Source organism: Pseudomonas antarctica (assembly GCF_900624995.1).
GTDB lineage: Bacteria > Pseudomonadota > Gammaproteobacteria > Pseudomonadales > Pseudomonadaceae > Aquipseudomonas > Aquipseudomonas antarctica.
In genome coordinates this window covers 1-20695 of record NZ_UYXQ01000006.1, presented here as the reverse complement: position 1 = coordinate 20695, position 20695 = coordinate 1, and the positions used below count along the sequence as shown (strand labels likewise).

General features: G+C 59.6%; 26 protein-coding genes. 19 read left to right on the top strand and 7 right to left on the bottom strand.

Translation table 11 applies throughout. The features are described 5' to 3' along the window. Window positions 1-237: 237 nt before the first annotated feature. The 10 genes from E0F99_RS06260 (at window position 238) to hisC (ending at window position 8210) form a co-directional block, all read left to right on the top strand. On the top strand, window positions 238-1047 hold the full coding sequence (locus tag E0F99_RS06260; RefSeq protein ID WP_003171811.1) for an ATP-binding cassette domain-containing protein: 810 nt from the start codon (window positions 238-240) through the stop codon (window positions 1045-1047). Beyond that, on the top strand, window positions 1047-1844 hold the full coding sequence (gene mlaE, locus E0F99_RS06255; RefSeq protein ID WP_083360122.1) for a lipid asymmetry maintenance ABC transporter permease subunit MlaE: 798 nt from the start codon (window positions 1047-1049) through the stop codon (window positions 1842-1844). The genes E0F99_RS06260 and mlaE overlap by 1 nt, the downstream gene beginning before the upstream one ends. Further along, window positions 1844-2311, top strand: coding sequence for an outer membrane lipid asymmetry maintenance protein MlaD (gene mlaD, locus E0F99_RS06250; protein ID WP_010170575.1), 468 nt, complete (start codon window positions 1844-1846; stop codon window positions 2309-2311). Before mlaE ends, mlaD begins: the two co-directional genes overlap by 1 nt. Before the next feature lie 11 nt (window positions 2312-2322). Then, window positions 2323-2973 (top strand): MlaC/ttg2D family ABC transporter substrate-binding protein, encoded by a 651-nt coding sequence (locus E0F99_RS06245; protein ID WP_083360121.1) that lies wholly within the window; start codon window positions 2323-2325, stop codon window positions 2971-2973. Further along, complete coding sequence (locus tag E0F99_RS06240; protein ID WP_083360120.1) at window positions 2970-3275, top strand: STAS domain-containing protein; 306 nt, start codon at window positions 2970-2972, stop codon at window positions 3273-3275. The genes E0F99_RS06245 and E0F99_RS06240 overlap by 4 nt, the downstream gene beginning before the upstream one ends. 114 nt (window positions 3276-3389) lie before the next feature. Then, window positions 3390-3629, top strand: a complete 240-nt coding sequence (locus E0F99_RS06235) for a BolA family protein (RefSeq protein ID WP_008434291.1) — start codon at window positions 3390-3392, stop codon at window positions 3627-3629. Window positions 3630-3652: 23 nt separating this feature from the next. Continuing rightward, on the top strand, window positions 3653-4918 hold the full coding sequence (murA, locus tag E0F99_RS06230; RefSeq protein ID WP_083360119.1) for a UDP-N-acetylglucosamine 1-carboxyvinyltransferase: 1266 nt from the start codon (window positions 3653-3655) through the stop codon (window positions 4916-4918). 153 nt (window positions 4919-5071) lie between these two features. Next, window positions 5072-5707, top strand: a complete 636-nt coding sequence (gene hisG / locus E0F99_RS06225; protein WP_083360118.1) for an ATP phosphoribosyltransferase — start codon at window positions 5072-5074, stop codon at window positions 5705-5707. Between the two features lie 127 nt (window positions 5708-5834). Next, window positions 5835-7154: a histidinol dehydrogenase gene (hisD, locus tag E0F99_RS06220; RefSeq protein WP_083360117.1), complete on the top strand. Its 1320-nt coding sequence runs from the start codon at window positions 5835-5837 to the stop codon at window positions 7152-7154. Window positions 7155-7157: 3 nt separating this feature from the next. Then, entirely contained in the window at window positions 7158-8210 is a 1053-nt protein-coding gene (gene hisC / locus E0F99_RS06215) for a histidinol-phosphate transaminase (RefSeq protein WP_083360116.1), read from the top strand. A 65-nt stretch (window positions 8211-8275) separates the two neighbouring features. On the opposite strand, the gene E0F99_RS06210 is transcribed toward hisC, so the two are convergent. Further along, on the bottom strand, window positions 8276-9550 hold the full coding sequence (locus tag E0F99_RS06210) for a uracil-xanthine permease family protein (RefSeq protein ID WP_083360115.1): 1275 nt from the start codon (window positions 9548-9550) through the stop codon (window positions 8276-8278). A 2-nt stretch (window positions 9551-9552) separates the two neighbouring features. Further along, window positions 9553-10191 carry a uracil phosphoribosyltransferase gene (gene upp, locus E0F99_RS06205; protein ID WP_017138223.1) on the bottom strand — a complete coding sequence of 213 codons (639 nt, stop codon included), beginning with the start codon at window positions 10189-10191 and terminating at the stop codon, window positions 9553-9555. Between the two features lie 164 nt (window positions 10192-10355). Here upp and E0F99_RS06200 point away from each other — a divergent pair, with 164 nt between their 5' ends. The 4 genes from E0F99_RS06200 to E0F99_RS06185 all read left to right on the top strand — a co-directional run bounded on the left by E0F99_RS06200 (window position 10356) and on the right by E0F99_RS06185 (window position 12318). Beyond that, window positions 10356-10913 carry a hypoxanthine-guanine phosphoribosyltransferase gene (locus E0F99_RS06200; RefSeq protein ID WP_083360114.1) on the top strand — a complete coding sequence of 186 codons (558 nt, stop codon included), beginning with the start codon at window positions 10356-10358 and terminating at the stop codon, window positions 10911-10913. A 3-nt stretch (window positions 10914-10916) separates the two neighbouring features. Beyond that, window positions 10917-11384 (top strand): WbuC family cupin fold metalloprotein, encoded by a 468-nt coding sequence (locus tag E0F99_RS06195; protein ID WP_083360113.1) that lies wholly within the window; start codon window positions 10917-10919, stop codon window positions 11382-11384. Window positions 11385-11419: 35 nt separating this feature from the next. After that, window positions 11420-11905 carry a hypothetical protein gene (locus tag E0F99_RS06190; RefSeq protein ID WP_083360112.1) on the top strand — a complete coding sequence of 162 codons (486 nt, stop codon included), beginning with the start codon at window positions 11420-11422 and terminating at the stop codon, window positions 11903-11905. A 125-nt stretch (window positions 11906-12030) separates the two neighbouring features. Then, window positions 12031-12318, top strand: a complete 288-nt coding sequence (locus tag E0F99_RS06185; RefSeq protein WP_083360111.1) for a PA4642 family protein — start codon at window positions 12031-12033, stop codon at window positions 12316-12318. Window positions 12319-12413: 95 nt separating this feature from the next. Here the strand turns inward: E0F99_RS06185 and mqo are convergent, their stop codons facing one another. Beyond that, window positions 12414-13922 carry a malate dehydrogenase (quinone) gene (gene mqo, locus E0F99_RS06180; RefSeq protein WP_083360110.1) on the bottom strand — a complete coding sequence of 503 codons (1509 nt, stop codon included), beginning with the start codon at window positions 13920-13922 and terminating at the stop codon, window positions 12414-12416. 725 nt (window positions 13923-14647) lie between these two features. Next, window positions 14648-14881, bottom strand: coding sequence for a hypothetical protein (locus E0F99_RS06175; protein ID WP_083360109.1), 234 nt, complete (start codon window positions 14879-14881; stop codon window positions 14648-14650). Window positions 14882-15063: 182 nt separating this feature from the next. Here E0F99_RS06175 and E0F99_RS06170 point away from each other — a divergent pair, with 182 nt between their 5' ends. After that, complete coding sequence (locus E0F99_RS06170) at window positions 15064-15648, top strand: YajG family lipoprotein (protein WP_083360108.1); 585 nt, start codon at window positions 15064-15066, stop codon at window positions 15646-15648. Window positions 15649-15716: 68 nt separating this feature from the next. On the opposite strand, the gene E0F99_RS06165 is transcribed toward E0F99_RS06170, so the two are convergent. Further along, window positions 15717-15926: a hypothetical protein gene (locus E0F99_RS06165; protein WP_083360107.1), complete on the bottom strand. Its 210-nt coding sequence runs from the start codon at window positions 15924-15926 to the stop codon at window positions 15717-15719. A gap of 182 nt (window positions 15927-16108) precedes the next feature. Between E0F99_RS06165 and E0F99_RS06160 the strand changes: the two genes are divergently transcribed. After that, complete coding sequence (locus E0F99_RS06160; RefSeq protein WP_083360106.1) at window positions 16109-16366, top strand: hypothetical protein; 258 nt, start codon at window positions 16109-16111, stop codon at window positions 16364-16366. Between the two features lie 122 nt (window positions 16367-16488). On the opposite strand, the gene E0F99_RS06155 is transcribed toward E0F99_RS06160, so the two are convergent. Then, window positions 16489-17652: a 1-acyl-sn-glycerol-3-phosphate acyltransferase gene (locus E0F99_RS06155; RefSeq protein WP_173667130.1), complete on the bottom strand. Its 1164-nt coding sequence runs from the start codon at window positions 17650-17652 to the stop codon at window positions 16489-16491. 131 nt (window positions 17653-17783) lie between these two features. Between E0F99_RS06155 and E0F99_RS06150 the strand changes: the two genes are divergently transcribed. Genes E0F99_RS06150 through E0F99_RS06140 form a run of 3 tightly spaced genes read left to right on the top strand, consistent with a single transcriptional unit; the run spans window position 17784 to window position 18895 of the window. Beyond that, window positions 17784-17966 carry a CPXCG motif-containing cysteine-rich protein gene (locus E0F99_RS06150; protein WP_083360104.1) on the top strand — a complete coding sequence of 61 codons (183 nt, stop codon included), beginning with the start codon at window positions 17784-17786 and terminating at the stop codon, window positions 17964-17966. Window positions 17967-17977: 11 nt separating this feature from the next. Then, entirely contained in the window at window positions 17978-18238 is a 261-nt protein-coding gene (locus E0F99_RS06145) for a putative signal transducing protein (RefSeq protein WP_083360103.1), read from the top strand. Between the two features lie 36 nt (window positions 18239-18274). After that, on the top strand, window positions 18275-18895 hold the full coding sequence (locus E0F99_RS06140) for an SOS response-associated peptidase (RefSeq protein WP_083360102.1): 621 nt from the start codon (window positions 18275-18277) through the stop codon (window positions 18893-18895). Window positions 18896-18961: 66 nt separating this feature from the next. On the opposite strand, the gene E0F99_RS06135 is transcribed toward E0F99_RS06140, so the two are convergent. After that, window positions 18962-20695: methyl-accepting chemotaxis protein (locus E0F99_RS06135; RefSeq protein WP_130908728.1), on the bottom strand; the 1734-nt coding region annotated here is incomplete at its 5' end.

Below are 20695 nucleotides of genomic sequence, written 5' to 3'. Positions count from 1 at the left end.
TCACGCAAGTTCGTCAGGCTTTATTCTGCAGGCGCCTGAGATTGGTGCTCAGCTGCGTTTTTTCCCTGTCCAGAATCTGAACGAGCGTAGTTCCGGCCTTGGGCGCGCTGTACCAGCAGTGATATAGTTCGCCGCCAGTTCGGTCCGCCCAACCCATGTGGCTAATTATTGCATCCATCGCAAACGAATGTCGCAAACAGGGTGTCTGAGTGAAAGGCTGCATCCCAAGGAGATTAGATGAGTGCCGATAACGCCTACGCGGTCGAGCTGAAGGGCCTTACCTTCAAGCGCGGGACGCGCAGCATCTTCAATAACGTCGATATTCGCATTCCCCGCGGCAAGGTCACGGGCATCATGGGGCCTTCCGGTTGCGGCAAGACCACCCTGTTGCGCCTGATGGGCATGCAATTGCGTCCTAGCGCCGGCGAAGTCTGGGTCAACGGCCAGAACCTGCCGACGTTGTCGCGCAGCGATCTATTCGATGCGCGCAAGCACATGGGCGTGTTGTTCCAGAGCGGCGCGCTGTTCACCGACCTCGATGTTTTCGAAAACGTGGCGTTTCCGCTGCGGGTGCATACCCAGCTGTCTGATGAAATGATTCGTGACATTGTGTTGTTGAAACTGCAGGCCGTCGGCCTTCGCGGTGCCATCGACCTGATGCCCGACGAGTTGTCCGGCGGCATGAAGCGCCGTGTCGCCCTGGCGCGGGCCATCGCCCTCGATCCGCAGATCCTCATGTATGACGAGCCCTTCGTAGGTCAGGATCCGATCGCCATGGGCGTATTGGTGCGTCTGATTCGCCTGCTCAACGATGCGTTGGGGATCACCAGTATCGTGGTGTCCCATGACTTGGCCGAAACGGCGAGCATTGCCGACTACCTGTATGTAGTCGGCGATGGCCAGGTCCTGGGGCAGGGCACGCCTGAAGAACTGATGAACGCTGATAATCCGCGTATTCGCCAGTTTATGACCGGCGATCCCGATGGCCCGGTGCCTTTTCATTTTCCGGCAGCGGACTACCGCTCAGATCTTCTGGGGAAGCGCTGATGCGCAAGACATCTATAGTCGAGAAGGTTCGCCTTTTCGGTCGTTCCGGCATCGACCTGGTCGAGGTGCTGGGGCGTTCGACGATATTCCTCTTTCACGCGTTGCTCGGTCGCGGTGGCATAGGCGGCGGTTTTAGCCTGCTGCTAAAGCAATTGCATTCGATCGGCGTGATGTCCCTGGTGATCATTGTGGTTTCCGGGATATTCATCGGCATGGTGCTGGCGCTGCAGGGGTTTAATATTCTCTCCAGTTACGGTTCGGAGCAGGCGGTAGGGCAGATGGTCGCCCTGACGCTGTTGCGCGAACTCGGCCCGGTGGTCACCGCCTTGCTGTTTGCCGGGCGCGCAGGGTCTGCATTGACCGCCGAGATCGGCAACATGAAGTCCACCGAGCAGTTGTCCAGCCTGGAAATGATCGGCGTGGACCCGCTCAAGTACATTGTTGCCCCGCGCCTGTGGGCCGGCTTCATTTCCCTGCCTCTGCTGGCAATGATTTTCAGCGTGGTGGGTATTTGGGGCGGCTCGTGGGTGGCGGTTGACTGGTTGGGCGTCTATGACGGCTCTTACTGGGGCAACATGCAAAACAGCGTAACTTTCAGCGGCGACGTGCTTAACGGCATCATAAAAAGCATCGTCTTCGCCTTTGTAGTGACCTGGATCGCCGTATTCCAAGGCTATGACTGTGAGCCCACTTCAGAAGGGATCAGTCGCGCCACCACCAAGACCGTTGTGTACGCCTCGCTGGCGGTACTGGGCCTTGACTTCATTTTGACCGCCTTGATGTTTGGAGATTTCTGATGCAAAACCGCACTGTGGAAATCGGTGTCGGCCTTTTCTTGCTGGCTGGCATCCTGGCTTTACTGTTGCTGGCCCTGCGAGTCAGCGGCCTGTCGGCCAGCCCCACCGCCGATACTTATAAACTTTACGCGTACTTCGACAATATCGCCGGTTTGACTGTCAGAGCTAAAGTGACTATGGCCGGTGTAACCATCGGCAAGGTCACAGCAATCGATCTGGATCGCGACAGCTTTACGGGCCGAGTGACGATGCAAGTGGATAAGAAGGTAGATAATCTGCCGACTGACTCTACTGCATCTATCCTCACTGCGGGTCTGCTGGGCGAGAAGTACATCGGTATCAGCGTGGGCGGGGAAACGGCCCTGCTCAAGGATGGTTCGACAATCCACGACACACAGTCGTCGTTGGTGCTTGAAGACTTGATCGGTAAATTCCTGCTCAATACGGTCAATAAAGACGCCAAATGAGGAATCTGTTCATGATCTCTACCTTGCGACGTGGCCTGCTGGTGCTGCTTGCAGCACTGCCGATGATGGCCAACGCGGCGGGTTCTGCGCACGATCTGGTGCAGGACACGACCAATAAAATGTTGGCTGACCTGACCGCCAACAAAGAGCAGTACAAGCAAGACCCGACCAAGTTTTACGATGCGCTGAATACCATCGTTGGTCCGGTGGTCGATGCCGAAGGGATTTCCCGCAGCATCATGACGGTTAAGTATTCGCGTAAGGCCACGCCTGCGCAGATGCAGACCTTCCAGGAAAACTTCAAGAAGGGCCTATTCCAGTTCTATGGCAACGCCCTGCTGGAGTACAACAACCAGGGCATTACCGTCGACCCTGCCAAGGATGAGTCGGGCGACCGCACCAGCGTTGGCATGACCGTCAAAGGTACCAACGGCGCCATCTATCCTGTGCAGTACACGCTGGAGAAGATCAACGGCGAGTGGAAGCTGCGTAACGTGATCATCAATGGCATCAACATCGGCAAGCTGTTCCGCGATCAGTTCTCTGACGCCATGCAGCGCAATGGCAATAACCTGGACAAGACCATTAATGGTTGGGCCGGTGAAGTCGCCAAAGCCAAGGAAGAAACCGACAAGCAAGCTGCCGGGAAGCCTGCGCAATGACCGAGTCGGCTGTTCGTCTTGACGACGCTGGTGAGTTGTTCCTCAGCGGTGTGCTGGATTACCGCTCCGGGCCTGACCTGCGCAAGCAAGGCCAAGCGCTGATCAACAGCACCAACGCGCCTGCGCTGGTGCTGGATTGTTCGGCGGTGACCAAGTCCAGCAGCGTCGGCCTGTCGTTGTTGCTGTGCTTCATCCGTGATGCCGAAGCGGTGAAGAAGCCGCTCAGCATTCGTGCATTGCCCGATGACATGCGCAAAATTGCTGAAGTTTCCGGTTTGACCGAGCTGTTGGCACATCCTTAATACACATTATTAAAGAAGCCCCCCGTCAGAGTCCTGCTATGCGGGGTTCGCAGGCGCGGGGCTTTTTTGTATGATGTGCGACCCGTGCGCACTGGGCGCCGATAGAGGTTGAGCATGCAGGCCCTAGAAGTTAAAAGCTTCCTTGAAGGAAAGCTGCCCGAAACGAACGTAGAAGTTGAAGGCGAAGGCTGCAATTTCCAGCTGAACGTGATTAGCGATGAACTGGCGGCATTGAGCCCGGTCAAGCGTCAACAGCAGATCTATGCCCATTTGAACCCGTGGATCACCGATGGCAGCATCCACGCGGTCACTATGAAATTTTTCAGCCGCGCGGCCTGGGCCGAGCGCACCTGAGCCCCCAAGGCGTCGAGATTCTTATGGATAAATTGATTATTACCGGCGGTGCCCGCCTTGATGGCGAGATTCGCATTTCCGGTGCGAAAAACTCCGCCTTGCCGATCCTGGCAGCGACCCTGCTGTGCGATGGCCCTGTCACCGTGGCCAACCTGCCGCACCTGCACGACATCACCACCATGATCGAGCTGTTCGGTCGTATGGGCATTGAACCGGTGATCGACGAGAAGCTGTCTGTCGAAATTGACCCGCGCACCATCAAAACCTTGATTGCCCCGTACGAATTGGTGAAAACCATGCGTGCCTCGATCCTGGTTCTGGGCCCGATGGTTGCCCGTTTTGGCGAAGCCGAAGTGGCGCTGCCTGGCGGTTGCGCTATCGGTTCGCGTCCGGTGGACCTGCACATTCGTGGCCTTGAAGCCATGGGCGCGGTCATCGACGTTGAAGGCGGCTATATCAAGGCCAAAGCGCCGGAAGGCGGCCTGCGCGGTGCGAACTTCTTCTTTGATACCGTCAGCGTGACCGGCACTGAGAACATCATGATGGCCGCAGCCCTGGCCAACGGTCGCAGCGTCCTGCAAAACGCTGCGCGCGAGCCGGAAGTGGTCGACCTGGCCAACTTCCTGATCGCCATGGGTGCCAACATCACCGGCGCCGGCACTGACACGATCACCATCGAAGGTGTTAAGCGTCTGCACTCGGCCACTTACAAAGTGATGCCGGACCGTATCGAGACCGGCACCTACCTGGTGGCTGCTGCCGTGACCGGTGGCCGCGTCAAGGTCAAGGATACCGATCCGACCATCCTTGAAGCCGTCCTGGAAAAACTCAAGGAAGCCGGTGCTGAAATCACCACCGGTTCCGACTGGATCGAGCTGAACATGCACGGCAAGCGGCCAAAAGCCGTGAACGTGCGTACCGCTCCGTACCCGGCGTTCCCGACCGACATGCAAGCGCAGTTCATTTCCTTGAACGCAATTGCCGAAGGCACCGGTGCTGTGATCGAGACCATCTTCGAAAACCGCTTCATGCACGTCTATGAACTGCACCGCATGGGTGCCAAGATCCAGGTCGAAGGCAACACTGCCATCGTCACGGGTATCGACAAGCTCAAGGGTGCGCCAGTGATGGCCACTGACCTGCGTGCCTCGGCAAGCCTGGTAATCTCGGCACTGTGCGCCGACGGCGACACCTTGATCGACCGCATCTACCACATCGACCGTGGTTATGAGTGCATCGAAGAGAAACTGCAGATGCTCGGCGCCAAGATCCGCCGCGTACCGGGCTAGTTCCCGCTGCAAGTGTGGCGCGGGAGCAAGCTCCCTCGCCACGGTTTGCTGTTAGCTGAATTTGTTTCAAGTCGGGGCTGTAATGGCCTCGATCTGTGTCTGGCGCCGTTTGCGACCGGACAGCAATAGCCTGATGAAGGACTGACGTTTCCCATGTTGACCATCGCACTGTCCAAGGGCCGCATCCTTGACGACACTTTGCCGCTTCTGGCTGAAGCGGGCATCGTGCCGACCGAGAATCCGGACAAGAGCCGCAAGCTGATCATCCCTACGACCCAGGACGACGTTCGCCTGTTGATCGTTCGGGCTACCGACGTGCCGACCTACGTTGAACATGGCGCGGCCGACCTCGGCGTGGCAGGTAAAGACGTGCTGATGGAATACGGCGGCCAGGGCCTGTACGAGCCGCTGGACCTGCGTATCGCCCTGTGCAAGCTGATGACCGCCGGCCGTGTCGGTGACGTCGAGCCCAAAGGGCGCCTGCGCGTAGCAACCAAGTTCGTCAACGTCGCCAAGCGTTACTACGCCGAGCAAGGCCGTCAGGTCGACATCATCAAGCTCTACGGCTCGATGGAATTGGCCCCGCTGATCGGCCTGGCCGACAAGATCATCGACGTGGTCGACACCGGCAACACCCTGCGTGCCAACGGGCTCGAGCCTCAGGATTTCATCGCCGACATCAGCTCCCGTCTGGTCGTCAACAAAGCTTCAATGAAGATGCAACACGCCCGAATCCAGGCGTTGATCGACACCCTGCGCAAAGCAGTGGAGTCTCGACACCGCGGTTGACTCACCTGCGCGGCCCTAGGTCGCGCCCGTCTATCCGCCTCATAGCCAGAATTCTCAGGTGCCCAAGCGGATCGACTGCTAACGTTCGGCGCCTGAGTATTTTTGCCAATCCTATGAGGCCCTCGCTATGACCACGTCCACTGCAATTGCCCGACTCAACGCTGCCGACCCGGATTTCGCCCACCATCTGGATCATCTGCTGAGCTGGGAAAGCGTGTCCGACGACTCGGTCAACCAGCGGGTGCTCGACATCATTAAGGCGGTGCGCGAACGCGGTGATGCGGCGCTGGTGGACTTCACTCGCCAGTTCGATGGCCTCGATGTCGCGTCGATGTCGGACCTTATCCTGCCCCGCGAACGCCTCGAGCTGGCCCTGACGCGCATCACCGCGCCGCAGCGCGAAGCCCTGGAAGTGGCTGCGGCGCGGGTACGCAGCTACCACGAAAAACAGAAACAGGATTCCTGGAGCTACACCGAGGCCGACGGCACCGTGCTGGGCCAGAAGGTCACGCCGCTAGACCGTGCGGGGCTGTACGTGCCGGGCGGTAAAGCCTCGTACCCGTCGTCGGTGTTGATGAACGCGATCCCGGCCAAGGTGGCGGGTGTGACCGAAGTGGTCATGGTGGTGCCGACGCCGCGCGGTGAAATCAACGAGTTGGTGCTGGCTGCCGCTTGTATAGCCGGTGTTGACCGGGTGTTCACCATTGGCGGCGCTCAAGCTGTTGCTGCCTTGGCCTACGGCACCGAAAGCGTGCCGAAGGTCGACAAGGTGGTCGGCCCTGGCAACATCTATGTAGCCACCGCCAAGCGCCACGTATTTGGCCAAGTCGGTATCGACATGATCGCCGGCCCTTCGGAAATCCTGGTGGTGTGCGATGGCCAGACCGATCCGGACTGGATTGCCATGGACCTGTTCTCCCAGGCCGAGCACGACGAAGACGCCCAGGCAATTCTGGTCAGCCCTGACGCCGCGTTCCTCGACAAGGTCGCCGCCAGCATCAACAGGCTGCTGCCGACCATGGATCGCGCCGAGATCATCGAGAAGTCGATCAATGGCCGTGGCGCGCTGATTCTGGTGCGCGACATGGAGCAGGCCATCGAAGTGGCCAACCGTATCGCGCCGGAGCACTTGGAGCTGTCTGTCGCCGACCCACAAGCCTGGCTGCCGTCGATCCGCCACGCCGGTGCGATCTTCATGGGCCGCCACACCAGCGAGGCCCTGGGAGACTACTGCGCAGGCCCGAACCACGTGCTGCCGACCTCCGGCACCGCGCGCTTCTCGTCGCCACTGGGGGTGTATGACTTCCAGAAGCGTTCGTCGATCATCTTCTGCTCCCCACAAGGCGCTTCCGAACTGGGCAAGACCGCGTCGGTGCTGGCCCGTGGTGAATCCCTCAGCGCCCACGCCCGCAGCGCCGAATACCGCATCCTTGAAGAAGGTAACTAAGACATGAGCAAGTTCTGGAGCCCCTTCGTCAAGGACCTCGTACCTTACGTGCCCGGCGAGCAACCGAAGCTGACCAAGCTGGTCAAGCTCAACACCAACGAGAACCCCTACGGCCCTTCGCCTAAGGCGCTCGCAGCGATGCAGGCTGAGTTGAACGACAACTTGCGCCTGTACCCGGACCCCAACAGCGAACTGCTCAAGCAGGCTGTGGCCAAGTATTACGCGATTGATGCCGGCAAGGTTTTTCTCGGCAACGGTTCCGACGAAGTCCTGGCGCACATCTTCCACGGCCTGTTCCAACACGACTTGCCGCTGCTGTTTCCGGACATCAGCTACAGCTTCTATCCGGTCTACTGCGGCCTCTACGGCATCACGTCCGACCCGGTGCCGTTGGATGAGCAGTTCCAGATTCGTGTGGCGGACTACGCCAAGCCTAACGGGGGGATCATCCTCCCCAACCCGAACGCACCCACCGGCTGTGTGCTGGCGTTGGACGCCGTGGAGCAGATCCTCAAGGCCAGCCCGGATTCAGTGGTGGTGATCGATGAAGCCTATATCGACTTCGGCGGTGAAACCGCTATCAGCTTGGTGGACCGTTACCCCAACCTGCTGGTCACCCAGACCCTGTCCAAGTCGCGCTCACTGGCCGGTTTGCGTGTGGGCCTGGCGGTCGGTCACCCAGACCTGATTGAGGCGCTGGAGCGGGTCAAGAACAGCTTTAACTCCTATCCGTTGGACCGTCTGGCGATTGTCGGCGCGGCAGCGGCGTTCGAGGACCGTGAATATTTCGAGAAGACGTGCAAGCTGGTGATCGACAGCCGTAACAAGCTGGTCGCTCAGTTGGAAGGTAAAGGCTTTGAAGTGTTGCCGTCGGCGGCCAACTTCATCTTTGCCCGTCACCCACGGCACGATGCTGCGGGTTTGGCGGCCAAGTTGCGTGAGCAGGGTGTGATCGTGCGGCACTTCAAGCAGGCGCGGATTGCCCAGTTCCTGCGGATCAGCATTGGTACGCCAGAGCAGAACCAGGCGCTGATTGATGGGCTCGGGGAGCTTTAACCTACGCTGAAAAACAAATGTGGGAGCTGGCAGGCCAGCTCCCACACTGATTTGCGTTGGGTCAGTTAGAGCAGTGGCTCATCCGGCTTCTTGTTTTTCCAGCCATCGTTGCCCGGCAGCAGCAGGTTCAAACCAATCGCTACCACCGCGCACAGGGCGATGCCCTTGAGGCCGAAATCATCCGGGCCAGTGCCGGTGCCGACCAGCACGCCGCCAATCCCGAACACCAACGTCACCGACACAATCACCAGATTGCGGGCTTCGCTCAGGTCGATCTTGTGGCGGATCAGTGTGTTCATGCCAACGGCTGCAATCGAGCCGAACAGCAGGCACAGAATCCCGCCCATCACCGGTATCGGAATGCTTTGCAGCAATGCGCCGAACTTGCCGATAAACGCCAGGCTGATGGCAAACACCGCCGCCCAGGTCATGATTTTCGGGTTGTAGTTCTTGGTCAACATCACCGCGCCGGTCACTTCCGAGTAGGTGGTGTTGGGCGGGCCGCCAAACAGCCCGGCAGCCGTGGTGGCAATGCCGTCACCCAGCAGGGTGCGATGCAGGCCGGGCTTCTTCAGGTAGTCGCGACCGGTCACGCTGCCCACCGCAATCACACCGCCGATATGTTCGATCGCCGGGGCCAAGGCCACCGGGACGATGAACAGAATCGCCTGCCAGTTGAATTCCGGCGCGGTAAAGTGAGGCAGGGCGAACCACGGTGCGGCGGCTATCTTCGCGGTGTCCACCACGCCAAAGTAGAACGACATGGCAAAGCCCACCAATACGCCGGAGATAATCGGCACCAGGCGGAAAATGCCTTTGCCGAACACCGCCACGATCAAGGTGGTCAGCAGCGCCGGCATCGAGATCAGCATGGCTGTCTGGTAATGGATCAGCTCGGCGCCATCGCCAGACTTACCCATCGCCATATTGGCGGCAATTGGCGCCATGGCCAGGCCGATGGAGATGATCACCGGGCCGATCACCACCGGCGGCAGCAGGCGGTCGATAAAACCGGTGCCTTTGACCTTCACGGCCAGACCGAGGAAGGTATAAACGAAACCGGCCGCCATCACCCCGCCCATGGTCGCCGCGAGGCCGAACTGGCCTTTGGCGAGAATAATCGGAGTGATAAACGCAAAGCTCGATGCCAGGAATACCGGCACCTGCCGCCCTGTCACCACCTGGAACAGCAACGTGCCAAGGCCTGCGGTAAACAGGGCGACGTTTGGATCAAGGCCTGTGATCAGCGGCATCAACACCAGCGCACCAAATGCTACGAAGAGCATCTGTGCGCCAGACAGGATCTGGCGCCAAAGCGGGTCGTTGAATTCATCCTGCATGCTCAGGCGTCCTTCTGCTTGGTGCCGAAGATCTTGTCACCGGCATCGCCCAGGCCTGGGATGATGTAGCCATGTTCGTTCAGGCGCTCATCAATCGATGCGGTGTAGATCTGCACGTCCGGGTGGGCCTTCTCGACGGCGGCAATGCCTTCGGGCGCAGCCACCAGCACCATGGCGCGGATGTCCTTGCAACCCGCCTTTTTCAGCAGGTCGATAGTGGCAACCATGGAGCTGCCGGTGGCGAGCATCGGGTCGATGATCATCGCCAGGCGCTCGTTGATTTCCGGGACGAGTTTTTCCAGGTAGGTGTGCGCCTGCAACGTTTCTTCGTTGCGGGCCACGCCGACGGCGCTGACTTTAGCGCCCGGAATCAGGCTGAGCACGCCTTCGAGCATGCCAATACCGGCGCGCAGGATCGGCACTACAGTGATTTTCTTACCGGCGATTTTCTCCACCTGGACGGGACCGGCCCAACCGGGGATCTCGTAGGTTTCCAGGGGCAAATCTTTGGTCGCTTCGTAAGTGAGCAGCGCTCCGACTTCCTGAGCAAGCTCACGGAAGTTCTTCGTACTGATGTCGGCACGGCGCATGAGGCCGAGTTTGTGTCTGATCAGCGGGTGGCGGATCTCGCGAGTGGGCATGGGAAAAGCTCCGGCGGCGGGCAAAAAAACCGGCCTAGATTAATCTATCCGAGGGTGTTGTCCTATAGACATCTAGTACGTTAGTCCATTAAGGCTTGATCGTTGCGCCTCACATGCGTACCTTTGCCCGCTTTTCTTGCCACAGCACCCCCTTGGAGAGCGCCATGTCTGCTGATCTCGAGCATATCCGTCAAATCATGCGCGAGGCTGACTGCCTGTACACCGAAGCGCAAGTCGAAGAGGCAATCGCCAAGGTCGGCGCTCACATCACACGCGAAATGGCCGACACCAACCCGGTGGTCTTCTGCGTGATGAACGGTGGCCTGATCTTCGCCGGTAAATTGCTCACTCACCTGCAGTTCCCGCTGGAAGCCTCCTACCTGCACGCCACCCGTTATCGCAATGAAACCACCGGCGGCGACCTGTTCTGGAAAGCCAAGCCGGAAGTCTCGTTCATCGACCGCGATGTGCTGATCATCGACGACATCCTCGATGAAGGTCACACCCTGGGCGCGATCATCGACTTCTGCAAACATGCCGGCGCGCGCAACGTGCACACCGCTGTGCTGATCGACAAAGACCACGACCGCAAGGCTCGCCCGGACCTGAAAGCCGATTACGTCGGTCTGCCGTGCATCGACCGCTACATCTTCGGTTACGGCATGGACTACAAAGGCTACTGGCGTAACGCCAATGGGATCTTCGCCGTTAAAGGGATGTAACCGATGGTCCGCTTTCTTGATCAGTCCCTGTTCACCGAATTGGCCGAGAAAGCGGCCGCCATCCCTCGGGGTCGACACCACCACAACTTCCATCAGATGGAAGAGCCCTGCCACCGCCTGGCCGTGGGAATGCAACCCGACACGTATGTGCCGCCGCATCGCCACCTGAGCGCCGACAAGGCAGAAACCCTGTTGGTGCTCAAGGGCAGTCTGGGCCTGTTGGTGTTTAGCGACACCGGCGAAGTGATTGCCAAGCGCGTGATGCAGGCGGGCGGTGAATGCTCGGGCGTTGACCTGCCACCGGGTGTGTTTCATGGCTTGGTGGTGCTGGAGCCTGACAGTGTGATGTTCGAGTGCAAGGCCGGGCCCTATCGAGCGTTGGCCGAGGGCGAATCACCTGCCTGGGCGCCGCGCGAAGGCGATGCTGGTGTCGCCGAGTATCAACGCTGGATGCTCGCTCAGTTCGATTGAGCTACAGTGCTCGGCCACCTTCCACGGAGCGGCCCATGAGCCTGTTGATACGCACCTGCGCCGCCCTGGCGTTGACCCTCAGTTTGCCGTTGGCGGCGGCCCCGGCGCCGCTGCACAGACAATTCCTGCCGCCTGACGACCTGACGCTGCGCGCCGAAACCCCTGACCAGCAGCAACTGCTGCAAATCACCGAATACGCGGTGGTGGTGGGCAACCAACGGCAATCCACTCAACAGCCGATCCCGGTGACGTCGCCGCTGATGATTCGCCTCAAGGGCAAACCCTTGAACAAAGGCGCGACCATCGCTCAGGTGGTGCTCAATTTCGATCCCGAAAGCAAAAGCCTGAAAAAGGCGGTGTTCGATGAGGGCAGTAAAACCCTGACGTTGTCTTACCCGGTGGCCCAGTACCGGGTGATTGTCGACCTGCTGCGCAATGACACGGTGTATGTGCAGTTCCTCAGTTATGCCAACGGGCATATCTGGGCGGATCTGCACACTGGCGCTGTTCGCGCTAAATAGTGAGACCGCAGGTCAGCGAATGTGGTGCTTGGCTTGCTCGCACATTGGTTCTTCGTCGCTTCCGAAGCGTGTGCCCCGCAGGTAAACTGCTTCTCCCGTGTAATGTCTGCAGGCTGGAGTCGGTAATGCGTAAAGATAAGAAACAGGTGATTGGTGACGAGATCGGCGACGACCAGATCAAGTTGTTCCTGGACTTCGAGCCGGTTGATGCGACTTCACCGTCCCTGCACAAGCTGATCAAGGCCTACCGCGGCCTGCGTATCGACGACTTCGAGCGTTTCCTGGGCTTTTTCAAGGAAGCAGGCCTGGATCTGGACGGCAAGGACGAGCATGGCCAGACATTCGTCGAGTTGATCAAGGATCAGCGCAACGCTGCCGAGTACATCGCGCTGATCGACAACGCTCGCAGCTGATTATACGAGACATAAAAAAACGCCCCGAAGGGCGTTTTTTGAGCGTTCCCACGCTCTGCGCGTGAATGCATCCTGTGACGCTCTGCGTCAGGTCCTCAAGCGTAGCTTTCGGCTTCGTTGCTTTGCTCAACCAGTTCCAGGCTGATGTTGTTCTGCGTATTGATCTTGCGGTACAGCTCGGCGTCAGTTTCCAGGATTTTCTCCCGGGCCGGGAAGATCTCGTGCAGCTTGGCTGCCCACTCACCGGCCGTCTTCTCTGGGAAGCAACGCTCGATCAGTTCCAGCATGATCGACACGGTCACCGAAGCACCTGGGGACGCGCCCAACAGCGCCGCCAGCGAGCCGTCTTTGGCCGCGACCAGTTCGGTGCCGAATTGCAGTACGCCACCTTTTTTCGGGTCTTTCTTGATGATCTGCACCCGTTGGCCGGCCACTTCCAGGCGCCAGTCTTCGGCTTTCGCCTCAGGGTAGAAGCGGCGCAGGGATTCCAGGCGCTGCTCCATCGACTGGCGCACTTCGCTGACCAAGTACTTGGTCAGGTCCATGTTGTCGCGGGCCACGGCCAGCATCGGGCCGATGTTGCCGGCACGAATTGACAGTGGCAGGTCCAGGAACGAGCCGTGTTTGAGGAACTTGGTGGTGAAGCCAGCGTAGGGCCCGAACAGCAGGGATTTCTTGCCGTCCACCACACGCGTGTCCAAGTGCGGCACCGACATCGGTGGCGAGCCCACCGCAGCCTGGCTGTAGACCTTGGCCTGGTGGTGCTTGACCACTTCCGGGTTGTCGCAACGCAGCCACTGGCCGCTGACCGGGAAGCCGCCGAAGCCTTTGCTTTCTTCAATCCCCGAAGCTTGCAACAGCGGCAGGGCCGCGCCACCGGCACCGAGGAACACGAACTTGGCGTCCACTTCACGGCTGTTGCCGCTGTTGACGTCCTTGATGCTCACGGTCCAGCCCGCGCCGTTACGCTTGAGGCCGGTGACGCGCTTGCTGTACTTGACCTGGGCATCCGGTGCGCTGGTCAGGTGCGACAGCAGTTGGTTGGTCAGGGCGCCGAAGTTGACGTCGGTGCCGTTCATCACGCGGGTGGCAGCTATTTTTTCGTCGAGCGGGCGGCCCGGCATCATCAGCGGCATCCACTCGGCCATCTCGCTGCGGTCTTCGGTGTAGTGCATGTCCGAGAACGCGTGGTGCTGGCTGAGGGTTTCAAAGCGCTTCTTGAGGAAGGACACGCCTTTGTCGCCCTGCACGAAGCTCAGGTGCGGCACCGGGCTGATAAAGGATTTGGACGAGCCAAAGGTGCCTTTTTGAGTCAGGTACGCCCAGAACTGCTTCGACACCTCGAACTGGGTGTTGATGTGCACGGCTTTCTTGATGTCGATGGAGCCATCGGCGGCCTGCGGTGTGTAGTTCAGCTCACACAGCCCGGCGTGGCCGGTACCGGCGTTGTTCCACGGGTTGGAACTTTCCGCGGCACCCGAATCCATCAGCTCAACGACTTCCAGCTTGAGGCCGGGGTCGAGCTCTTTGAGCAGTACGGCCAGGGTGGCACTCATGATGCCGGCCCCTACCAGTACTACGTCGACTGCTTCGTTATGCGCCATTTAACGCGTCTCCAAAATCTGCAGCACCAAATTGACGGCATGGCTGCCAGGAGTGACGGGGCGGTTCACGTGTTGCCCCAAGTTACCCATGGCCAGGATCGCCATGTCCGTTTCGCAATTCTTTGCAACTTCAGCGCACGCTTCCTGCCGGGCTAATCTGCCTATGAACGCATTCATGGGCGCCTGTGGCAATTCGACTTATGGTCAACGCGTGCGATTTGTGCAATCAATCCATAGCGGACAGGCTCAAGCTCCGGTGTTTGAGGAGTACTCGGTCCTGTGTGGTTGGGCTGTTACAGACGCTGATGGTGCTTGTACAAACGCAAAACTATTCATTTGCTCGCCACACTCTTGTGAAGTTGTGAAAACCCGTTTTTTTCACGCTCTTTTGAAGACGTGAACCTCAAAAAAGGGCTGCCCCAGCCTGGCACCTGGCCCGCAAACCTCTGCCGATACACGGCAAAACGGGCAAACAACTCAAGTGGCCGAGCGCAATGGCAGCTCTGGCAGATTCGGTAAGGCGGGTGGTTTGCAAAGAAAACAGCAAGCGCGCCAGCTTCACTCGATCTGTGTGGGCGGCTCTCTGTGGGCGATTTGGGGGTTAATACCGAGGCATTAACGATGCTGCGAGGCCCGATCAGGAGACGTCCTTATAATCGGGGGGAGATTGTAGCGAAGAACGCCAGGGAAATGGGCGTGTTTTATGACTTTAATTCGTGTCTCGGTCAGGAGACCAACGCATGCCGGGTTTGCGCGTGCGTAACTTTCGGGCTGACCCGGGCGCTCGCCGGCAGTGGGCGGTGCATCCAGCCCAAGTGGGTCTCTGCGACCTCAACCCAGCCTTCACCGACGGGCGGCAAGCTGCACTGCTTGAAGGCCTGGCAATGGCCGCGGGCGTCCAGCAGGGCGTAGTGGCGATGACGGGCGCGGGGCATGAACAATGATTTGAGAAGGCGCATGGCTTTGTACCTGTTACGTTACATGCTTGAAGGTTGCCAGTGTGCCATGACACTGGAATGACGGATTTATGTGAAATTGTAATTTCAGCATGCCTTCAGCTGCCGTTCAGGATGGCTGGTGGGTGGCGCGTGCGCACCGTTATACTGGCGGCCTGTTTGCATCTAGTCCTGGAGAAATGAGTATGTTGCAACGCCTGTTGTTCGGTTTGATCACTGTGACCAGTTTGACCCTGGTTGGCTGCGCCAACAGCCCGCAACAACTCAGCCCGCAACCTAAAGTCACCGCGCAGTTGGCGCCTGTCGGCCATGGCCAGCCGGTGTCGGTGCGTGTAGTGGATGGCCGACCGTCGCCGACCTTGGGTTCGCGCGGTGGCCTGTACCCGGAGACCGCGCTCATTTCGGTCACCGGTCAAGACGTGCTGCCCAAGCTGCAAGCCCAGGCTGAAGCCGCGGTGCGCCTGCTGGGCTTCACCCCGGCCAACTCGCCGAGCGCGCCTCAGTTGACCATCACCCTGGCCGAGCTGAAATACCAGTCGCCCAAAGATGGCCTGTATGTGACTGAAGCCTCCATCGGCGCGACGTTCAAGTCCGACGTCAGTGCCGGTACCCGTCGCTACAGTGGCCGCTACGGCGCTTCGCTGAATCAGCGCTTCGGCATGTCGCCGAACCAGGAAACCAACACCAAGTTGGTCAGCGATGTCCTGAGCGACGCCCTGACGCGTCTGTTCAAAGACCCAAGCATCGGTCAACTGCTCAGCTCGCAGTAACCGCCAACCGGCGCCTTAAAAAAGAACCGGGCTCAGTGATGAGCCCGGTTTTTTTATGCCTGTAACGTTCATGCAGCCGTTTCGACATAAAAGTCCAGCACACTCACGCCAGTCAGCAAGTCCAGCTCCGGCAGGTCGGCATGCTGGTGCCCGCCCAGCGCGCAATACACCAGCCAGTGGCGATCCTGCACATTAAACGCCAAGCCGCCGACCAGCGCCTCTTGCTCATCGGTCTGGGCGATCAGATACAGCCGATCCTGGTTCTGCGCATGCAACATGACAAGCTCCCGAACGTTCGAAGGGCAACAGAGTGGCCTGTTAAGGTGACGTTCAGGTGACGCTGTAAATTACTGGATACATTGAGCGTACATGGGGGACGGAGCGTTTCGCGGCAGGAGGCCAATCTCGTTCAGGTTTGTATCTGAATGGATACCAGAACACTGTCCGACTGAGGTTTGCGATGGCGCTGCCCGCACTGCTGATCAATGCTGTGGCTTTAGTGGTAGCCTGCCCGGGTGCAGCGCTGCTGTTCATTACCCGCCTGCGCGAGCAGCGCGCGCTGGCTGAGCTGACCGCGCAAAGCGAAGCGCGCGCGATCGACCAACCGATGTTGTTTCTGGATGTGCGCACCGAACGGGCGCATCGCCTGGCTTACCGCGTTGGGTTTGCCTGCCTCGGGCTGGCACTGGTCGCTTCTTGGCTCAGCACCCGTTTGTAAAAACATTGCAAAACTAAATGTGGGAGTGGGCTTGCCCGCGATAGCAGTGTGTCAGTCGATAGATTCGATTCTGACACACCGTGATCGCGGGCAAGCCCGGCTCCCACATTTTGTTCCGGTGTTTACAGTGCGATGCCCGCTTTAACCCGATATTGATTACGCACTGGCGTCGCATATTGCACCACCAGAAACGGCCGGTGCTCAGCCGGGCACTCATTCAAGCGCCGCTCCCACTCCGCCTTCGCCTTGGCCAACTCATCAGCCGGGAACACCTCGGCCGCCGTCGGCACCTGCAATTGCGGGTCGGCGTCGCTCCATTGCGCGTATGCCAGGTAATGCACCGGGAACAAGCGATAGCCGCCGAGAATCTGCCGGTCCATTTCCGTCGCCAGCAGTTTAGTGTCTTCAAAGCGCTCGGTAATCGGCGGCGCAAAGTTCACATGCACACGGCCCTTATAGCCGGTGATGCCCAAAGCAATGCTCACATCATCTTCACCTGGCGCCTTGCTGTAGGTGCCGGTGGTGGCGCGGATATACAGCTCGCGGGCCTTGGCCGTGTCGCACGGGTCGTATTCATAGCTGATCGACACCGGCGTCAGATTCAACGACTGGATCACCTCGGCAAATGGCTCGTCCTTGCGGCTGACGTGGAACATCTTGAGGATCGCCGACTCGGTGCGATCATCGCCATCCTTGGCACGGCCTTCGGCCTGGGCGATCCAGATCGACTGGCAGTCGTTGCGGATCGAATGGTTGATGTAGGCCGACAGCAGGTTATACGCCGCCATCTTTTCCTTTCGCCCGGTGATCGAGCGGTGCACGATGAAGCTCTTGTTCAGGCGCATCAGGTCGCTGACAAACGGCTTTTGCAGCAGGTTGTCGCCGATGGCGATGCGCGGCGTCGGCAGGCCTGCGTGGTACACGGCGTAGTTGACGAAGGCCGGGTCCATCACGATGTCGCGGTGGTTGGCCAGAAACAGGTAGGCAGTGCCGGACTTGAGCTGCTCGACGCCGGTATAAGTGACGCCGTCGGTCGCGCGGTCAATGGTGTGGTCGACGTAGTACTCGACTTTGTCCTGCAGCGTGGCCACGGTGGTGACGCCGGCGAACTCACGGCGCAGCTTGCGGGCGATCATCGGCTTGAGCAGCCAGCCCAAGGCACCGGCAAAGCGCGGGAAGCGGAAGTGGGTCAGGATGTCCAGAAAGGCCTTGTCACTGAACAGACGCGCCAGCACTGCTGGGACTTCGCTGTCGTTGTAAGGTCGGATGGTATCGAATTCGCCCATCATGCTCTCTTGTTAGAAACGGCTAGTGTTAGTAAAGGAAATATCAGGGTGCGGCCGCAATATTGGCTCTGCCGTGAATAGCCCTGTAAATAGACCGGCGATTATACGCACAAGTCACCTGGGAGACCGCGATGCTGGAAACCGAGTCGTACGATTGTCCTTATTGTGGTGAACCGGCCGAGGCCGTTCTGGACCTTTCCGGCGGCGATCAGTCATACATTGAAGACTGCCCGGTGTGTTGCCGGCCAATTATCTTTGATCTGCAGGTACACGATGACGAATGGATGCTCTCGGTACGCAGCGAGAACGAGTGACAGGTACGCCCATGCAGCGAATCTATGAACCGGAAAACCTGATGGAAGGCGAGCTGTTGCAGCAGATGCTCGCCAGTGAGGGCATCGAGGCGCACTTGGTGGGGCGCCATTTGCTCGGTGGTACTGGCGAATTGCCGATTTTCGGCCTGCTTGGCCTGGAAGTGGACAACGACCAGGCCGCCTGCGCCCGCGAGCTGATTACCGCTTACAACGGTGCGCAACCGCTGCCAGGCGATGAACCCGACAGCTTCCCCGACGTATTGGTCTGTTAGGCTGTCGGTCGGTTTACCCAAGAGTCGTGTTACCCCATGTGTGGACGTTATGCCCTGTTTCGCTGGAATCCCGCCTTCGCTGCCTTGCCCGGCTTCCCGGCTGATCAGCAGGCCCAGTGGAACATCTCCCCGAATGATTCGGTACTGATCCAGCGCTTGAGCGAAGGCCAGCACACCCTGGCGCGCGCCCGCTGGGGCCTGACGCCGCCCTGGCTGACCGACCTTTCCCGCACCCCAGCCCACGCCCGCGCCGAAACCCTGGCCGAGCAACCGATGTTCCGCGAAGCCTTCCGCCAGCGCCGCTGCTTGCTGCCGGCCAACGGTTTTTACGAATGGCGCGGCACCCAGCGCAAGCGCCCCTACTGGCTGACGCCGGGGGAGGGCTCGACGCTGTTTTTTGCGGCAATCTGGGAAGCGTATCCGGTGCAGGAACAGGTGTGGCTGAGTACGGCGGTGGTGACACAGGCGGCGCAGAGCCAGCGGCGGCCGTTGATCCTGGATGCGGCGGGGCAAGAGGCCTGGCTGAATCCGCAGACGCCGTTGCATGTGTTGCAGGGTTTGTTGGCCGGTGAGCCGGCTGCGTTGCGCGAGCGGGTTCTGGCCAATATGGTCAATGATCCGAAGCTCAATGGGCCTGAATGCTTGACCCCAGGCTGAGGTTGGATTCACTGGCCGCTATCGCAGGCAGCCCAGCGATAGCGGCCTCAAAACCAGCGTAAATCCCTAAACCTTAAACTGGTTGATCAACCGCCGCTGCTGCTCTGCCAACTTGGTCAAATCCGCACTGGCTGCGCTGGACTCATCCGCGCCGCCCGCCACTTCATTAGCCACCTGGCCGATATTGATCACATTGCGATTGATATCCTCAGCCACCGCGCTCTGCTCCTCAGCCGCGCTGGCAATCTGGGTGTTCATGTCGTTGATCACCGACACTGCCTGCGTAATCGTCTCCAGTGCTTCAGCGGCCTTGGCCGCATGTTGCACGCTTTCATCGGTGCGGTTCTGGCTGTCTTCCATGACCTTCACTACGTCGCGCGTGCCTTGTTGCAGCTGTTGGATCATGGTCTGGATTTCTTCGGTGGCCTTCTGGGTTTTCTGCGCCAGGTTGCGCACTTCATCCGCCACCACCGCAAACCCACGGCCTTGCTCGCCGGCCCGCGCCGCTTCGATGGCGGCGTTGAGCGCCAGCAGGTTGGTCTGCTCGGCAATCCCTCGAATCGCCGTGAGGATCGCGTTGATGTTCTCGCTGTCCTTGGCCAGGGTTTGCACCACGACGACCGCGCGGCCGATTTCTTGCGCCAGCGCGCCGATTGACGTCGAGGTGTCGCGCACGATGCGCATGCCTTGGCTCGCGGCTTGGTCCGCGTGGCTGGCAGCTTGCGCAGCCTGGGTGGCGTTGCGCGCCACGTCTTGGGCGGTCGCGGTCATCTCGTGCACGGCGGTGGCCACTTGGTCGATCTCGACCATTTGTTTGTGCACGCCTTGATTGGTGCGGATCGCGATGTCGGCGGTGTGCTCCGACGAATCGCTGACCTTCTGCACCGAACTCACCACCTGGGTAATCATGCCCTGCAGCTTGATCAGGAAGGTATTGAAGCCTGTGGCAATCGCGCCCAGTTCATCGGCGCGGTCGCTGGTCAGGCGGCGCGTCAGGTCGCCTTCGCCTTGGGCGATGTCGTTGAGCATGGCCACCATTTGCTTGAGCGGGCGGGCGATGCCGTGGCCCACCAGCCAGATCACCAGCAAGCCGATGCCAGCGATCAACAGGCCAACCATGGCCATGCCGAAGGTGTCGGTTTTGCGCTGGGCTTGCAGGTCACTTTGCAGTTTCTGCGAATCGGCCATTACTGCACTCAGCGGCAGTTGCATCATCAAGGTCCAGCGCGCTTCAGCCTGGCCGATGTTGAAGGGCAGGAACAGCACGATATGCCCGTGTTCCTTGTCGATGTCGTAGCGCACTTCGCCGACTTTCAACTGGCTGAGGTTGGCCAGCTCGTTACTGTCGAGGAGGTCGGTGGCTTTTTCACCGAGCTTGCTGGCGTCCTTGGTGTAGGCCACCAGGCGACCGTTACTGGAGATCAGCGCCAGCTCGCCGGCACCCTCATAGAGGTTCTGGTCGGCGCGGGTGAGCATGTCCTGGATGAAATTGACCGACAGGTCGGCGCCGACGATGCCCTGGAAGGCGCCGTCAATCATGATCGGTTCGATAAACGAGGCCAGCATCACCATCGCATTGCCGACCTTATACGGGGCCGGGTCGATGGCGCAGGGCTTCTTGCTCTCTTTGGAACACAGGTAGTACTCGCTGGCGCGCACGCCGGTGGCGAGGATGTTCTGGTCGTTGACGTCGGCGAGTTTATCCAGGCCCAGGCTGCCATCAGCGTTGCGGTACCACCACGGCAGAAAACGGCCGTCGGGGGCCATGCCGACAGTCGGCGTGTTTGAGGAGGCGGCGGC

Bases quoted from the DNA above. Each gene is read 5' to 3' on its own strand.
- E0F99_RS06260 (WP_003171811.1), top strand. From the start codon at position 238: ATGAGTGCCGATAACGCCTACGCGGTCGAGCTGAAGGGCCTTACCTTC.
- mlaE (WP_083360122.1), top strand. From the start codon at position 1,047: ATGCGCAAGACATCTATAGTCGAGAAGGTTCGCCTTTTCGGTCGTTCC.
- mlaD (WP_010170575.1), top strand. From the start codon at position 1,844: ATGCAAAACCGCACTGTGGAAATCGGTGTCGGCCTTTTCTTGCTGGCT.
- E0F99_RS06245 (WP_083360121.1), top strand. From the start codon at position 2,323: ATGATCTCTACCTTGCGACGTGGCCTGCTGGTGCTGCTTGCAGCACTG.
- E0F99_RS06240 (WP_083360120.1), top strand. From the start codon at position 2,970: ATGACCGAGTCGGCTGTTCGTCTTGACGACGCTGGTGAGTTGTTCCTC.
- E0F99_RS06235 (WP_008434291.1), top strand. From the start codon at position 3,390: ATGCAGGCCCTAGAAGTTAAAAGCTTCCTTGAAGGAAAGCTGCCCGAA.
- murA (WP_083360119.1), top strand. From the start codon at position 3,653: ATGGATAAATTGATTATTACCGGCGGTGCCCGCCTTGATGGCGAGATT.
- hisG (WP_083360118.1), top strand. From the start codon at position 5,072: ATGTTGACCATCGCACTGTCCAAGGGCCGCATCCTTGACGACACTTTG.
- hisD (WP_083360117.1), top strand. From the start codon at position 5,835: ATGACCACGTCCACTGCAATTGCCCGACTCAACGCTGCCGACCCGGAT.
- hisC (WP_083360116.1), top strand. From the start codon at position 7,158: ATGAGCAAGTTCTGGAGCCCCTTCGTCAAGGACCTCGTACCTTACGTG.
- E0F99_RS06210 (WP_083360115.1), bottom strand. From the start codon at position 9,550: ATGCAGGATGAATTCAACGACCCGCTTTGGCGCCAGATCCTGTCTGGC.
- upp (WP_017138223.1), bottom strand. From the start codon at position 10,191: ATGCCCACTCGCGAGATCCGCCACCCGCTGATCAGACACAAACTCGGC.
- E0F99_RS06200 (WP_083360114.1), top strand. From the start codon at position 10,356: ATGTCTGCTGATCTCGAGCATATCCGTCAAATCATGCGCGAGGCTGAC.
- E0F99_RS06195 (WP_083360113.1), top strand. From the start codon at position 10,917: ATGGTCCGCTTTCTTGATCAGTCCCTGTTCACCGAATTGGCCGAGAAA.
- E0F99_RS06190 (WP_083360112.1), top strand. From the start codon at position 11,420: ATGAGCCTGTTGATACGCACCTGCGCCGCCCTGGCGTTGACCCTCAGT.
- E0F99_RS06185 (WP_083360111.1), top strand. From the start codon at position 12,031: ATGCGTAAAGATAAGAAACAGGTGATTGGTGACGAGATCGGCGACGAC.
- mqo (WP_083360110.1), bottom strand. From the start codon at position 13,922: ATGGCGCATAACGAAGCAGTCGACGTAGTACTGGTAGGGGCCGGCATC.
- E0F99_RS06175 (WP_083360109.1), bottom strand. From the start codon at position 14,881: ATGCGCCTTCTCAAATCATTGTTCATGCCCCGCGCCCGTCATCGCCAC.
- E0F99_RS06170 (WP_083360108.1), top strand. From the start codon at position 15,064: ATGTTGCAACGCCTGTTGTTCGGTTTGATCACTGTGACCAGTTTGACC.
- E0F99_RS06165 (WP_083360107.1), bottom strand. From the start codon at position 15,926: ATGTTGCATGCGCAGAACCAGGATCGGCTGTATCTGATCGCCCAGACC.
- E0F99_RS06160 (WP_083360106.1), top strand. From the start codon at position 16,109: ATGGCGCTGCCCGCACTGCTGATCAATGCTGTGGCTTTAGTGGTAGCC.
- E0F99_RS06155 (WP_173667130.1), bottom strand. From the start codon at position 17,652: ATGGGCGAATTCGATACCATCCGACCTTACAACGACAGCGAAGTCCCA.
- E0F99_RS06150 (WP_083360104.1), top strand. From the start codon at position 17,784: ATGCTGGAAACCGAGTCGTACGATTGTCCTTATTGTGGTGAACCGGCC.
- E0F99_RS06145 (WP_083360103.1), top strand. From the start codon at position 17,978: ATGCAGCGAATCTATGAACCGGAAAACCTGATGGAAGGCGAGCTGTTG.
- E0F99_RS06140 (WP_083360102.1), top strand. From the start codon at position 18,275: ATGTGTGGACGTTATGCCCTGTTTCGCTGGAATCCCGCCTTCGCTGCC.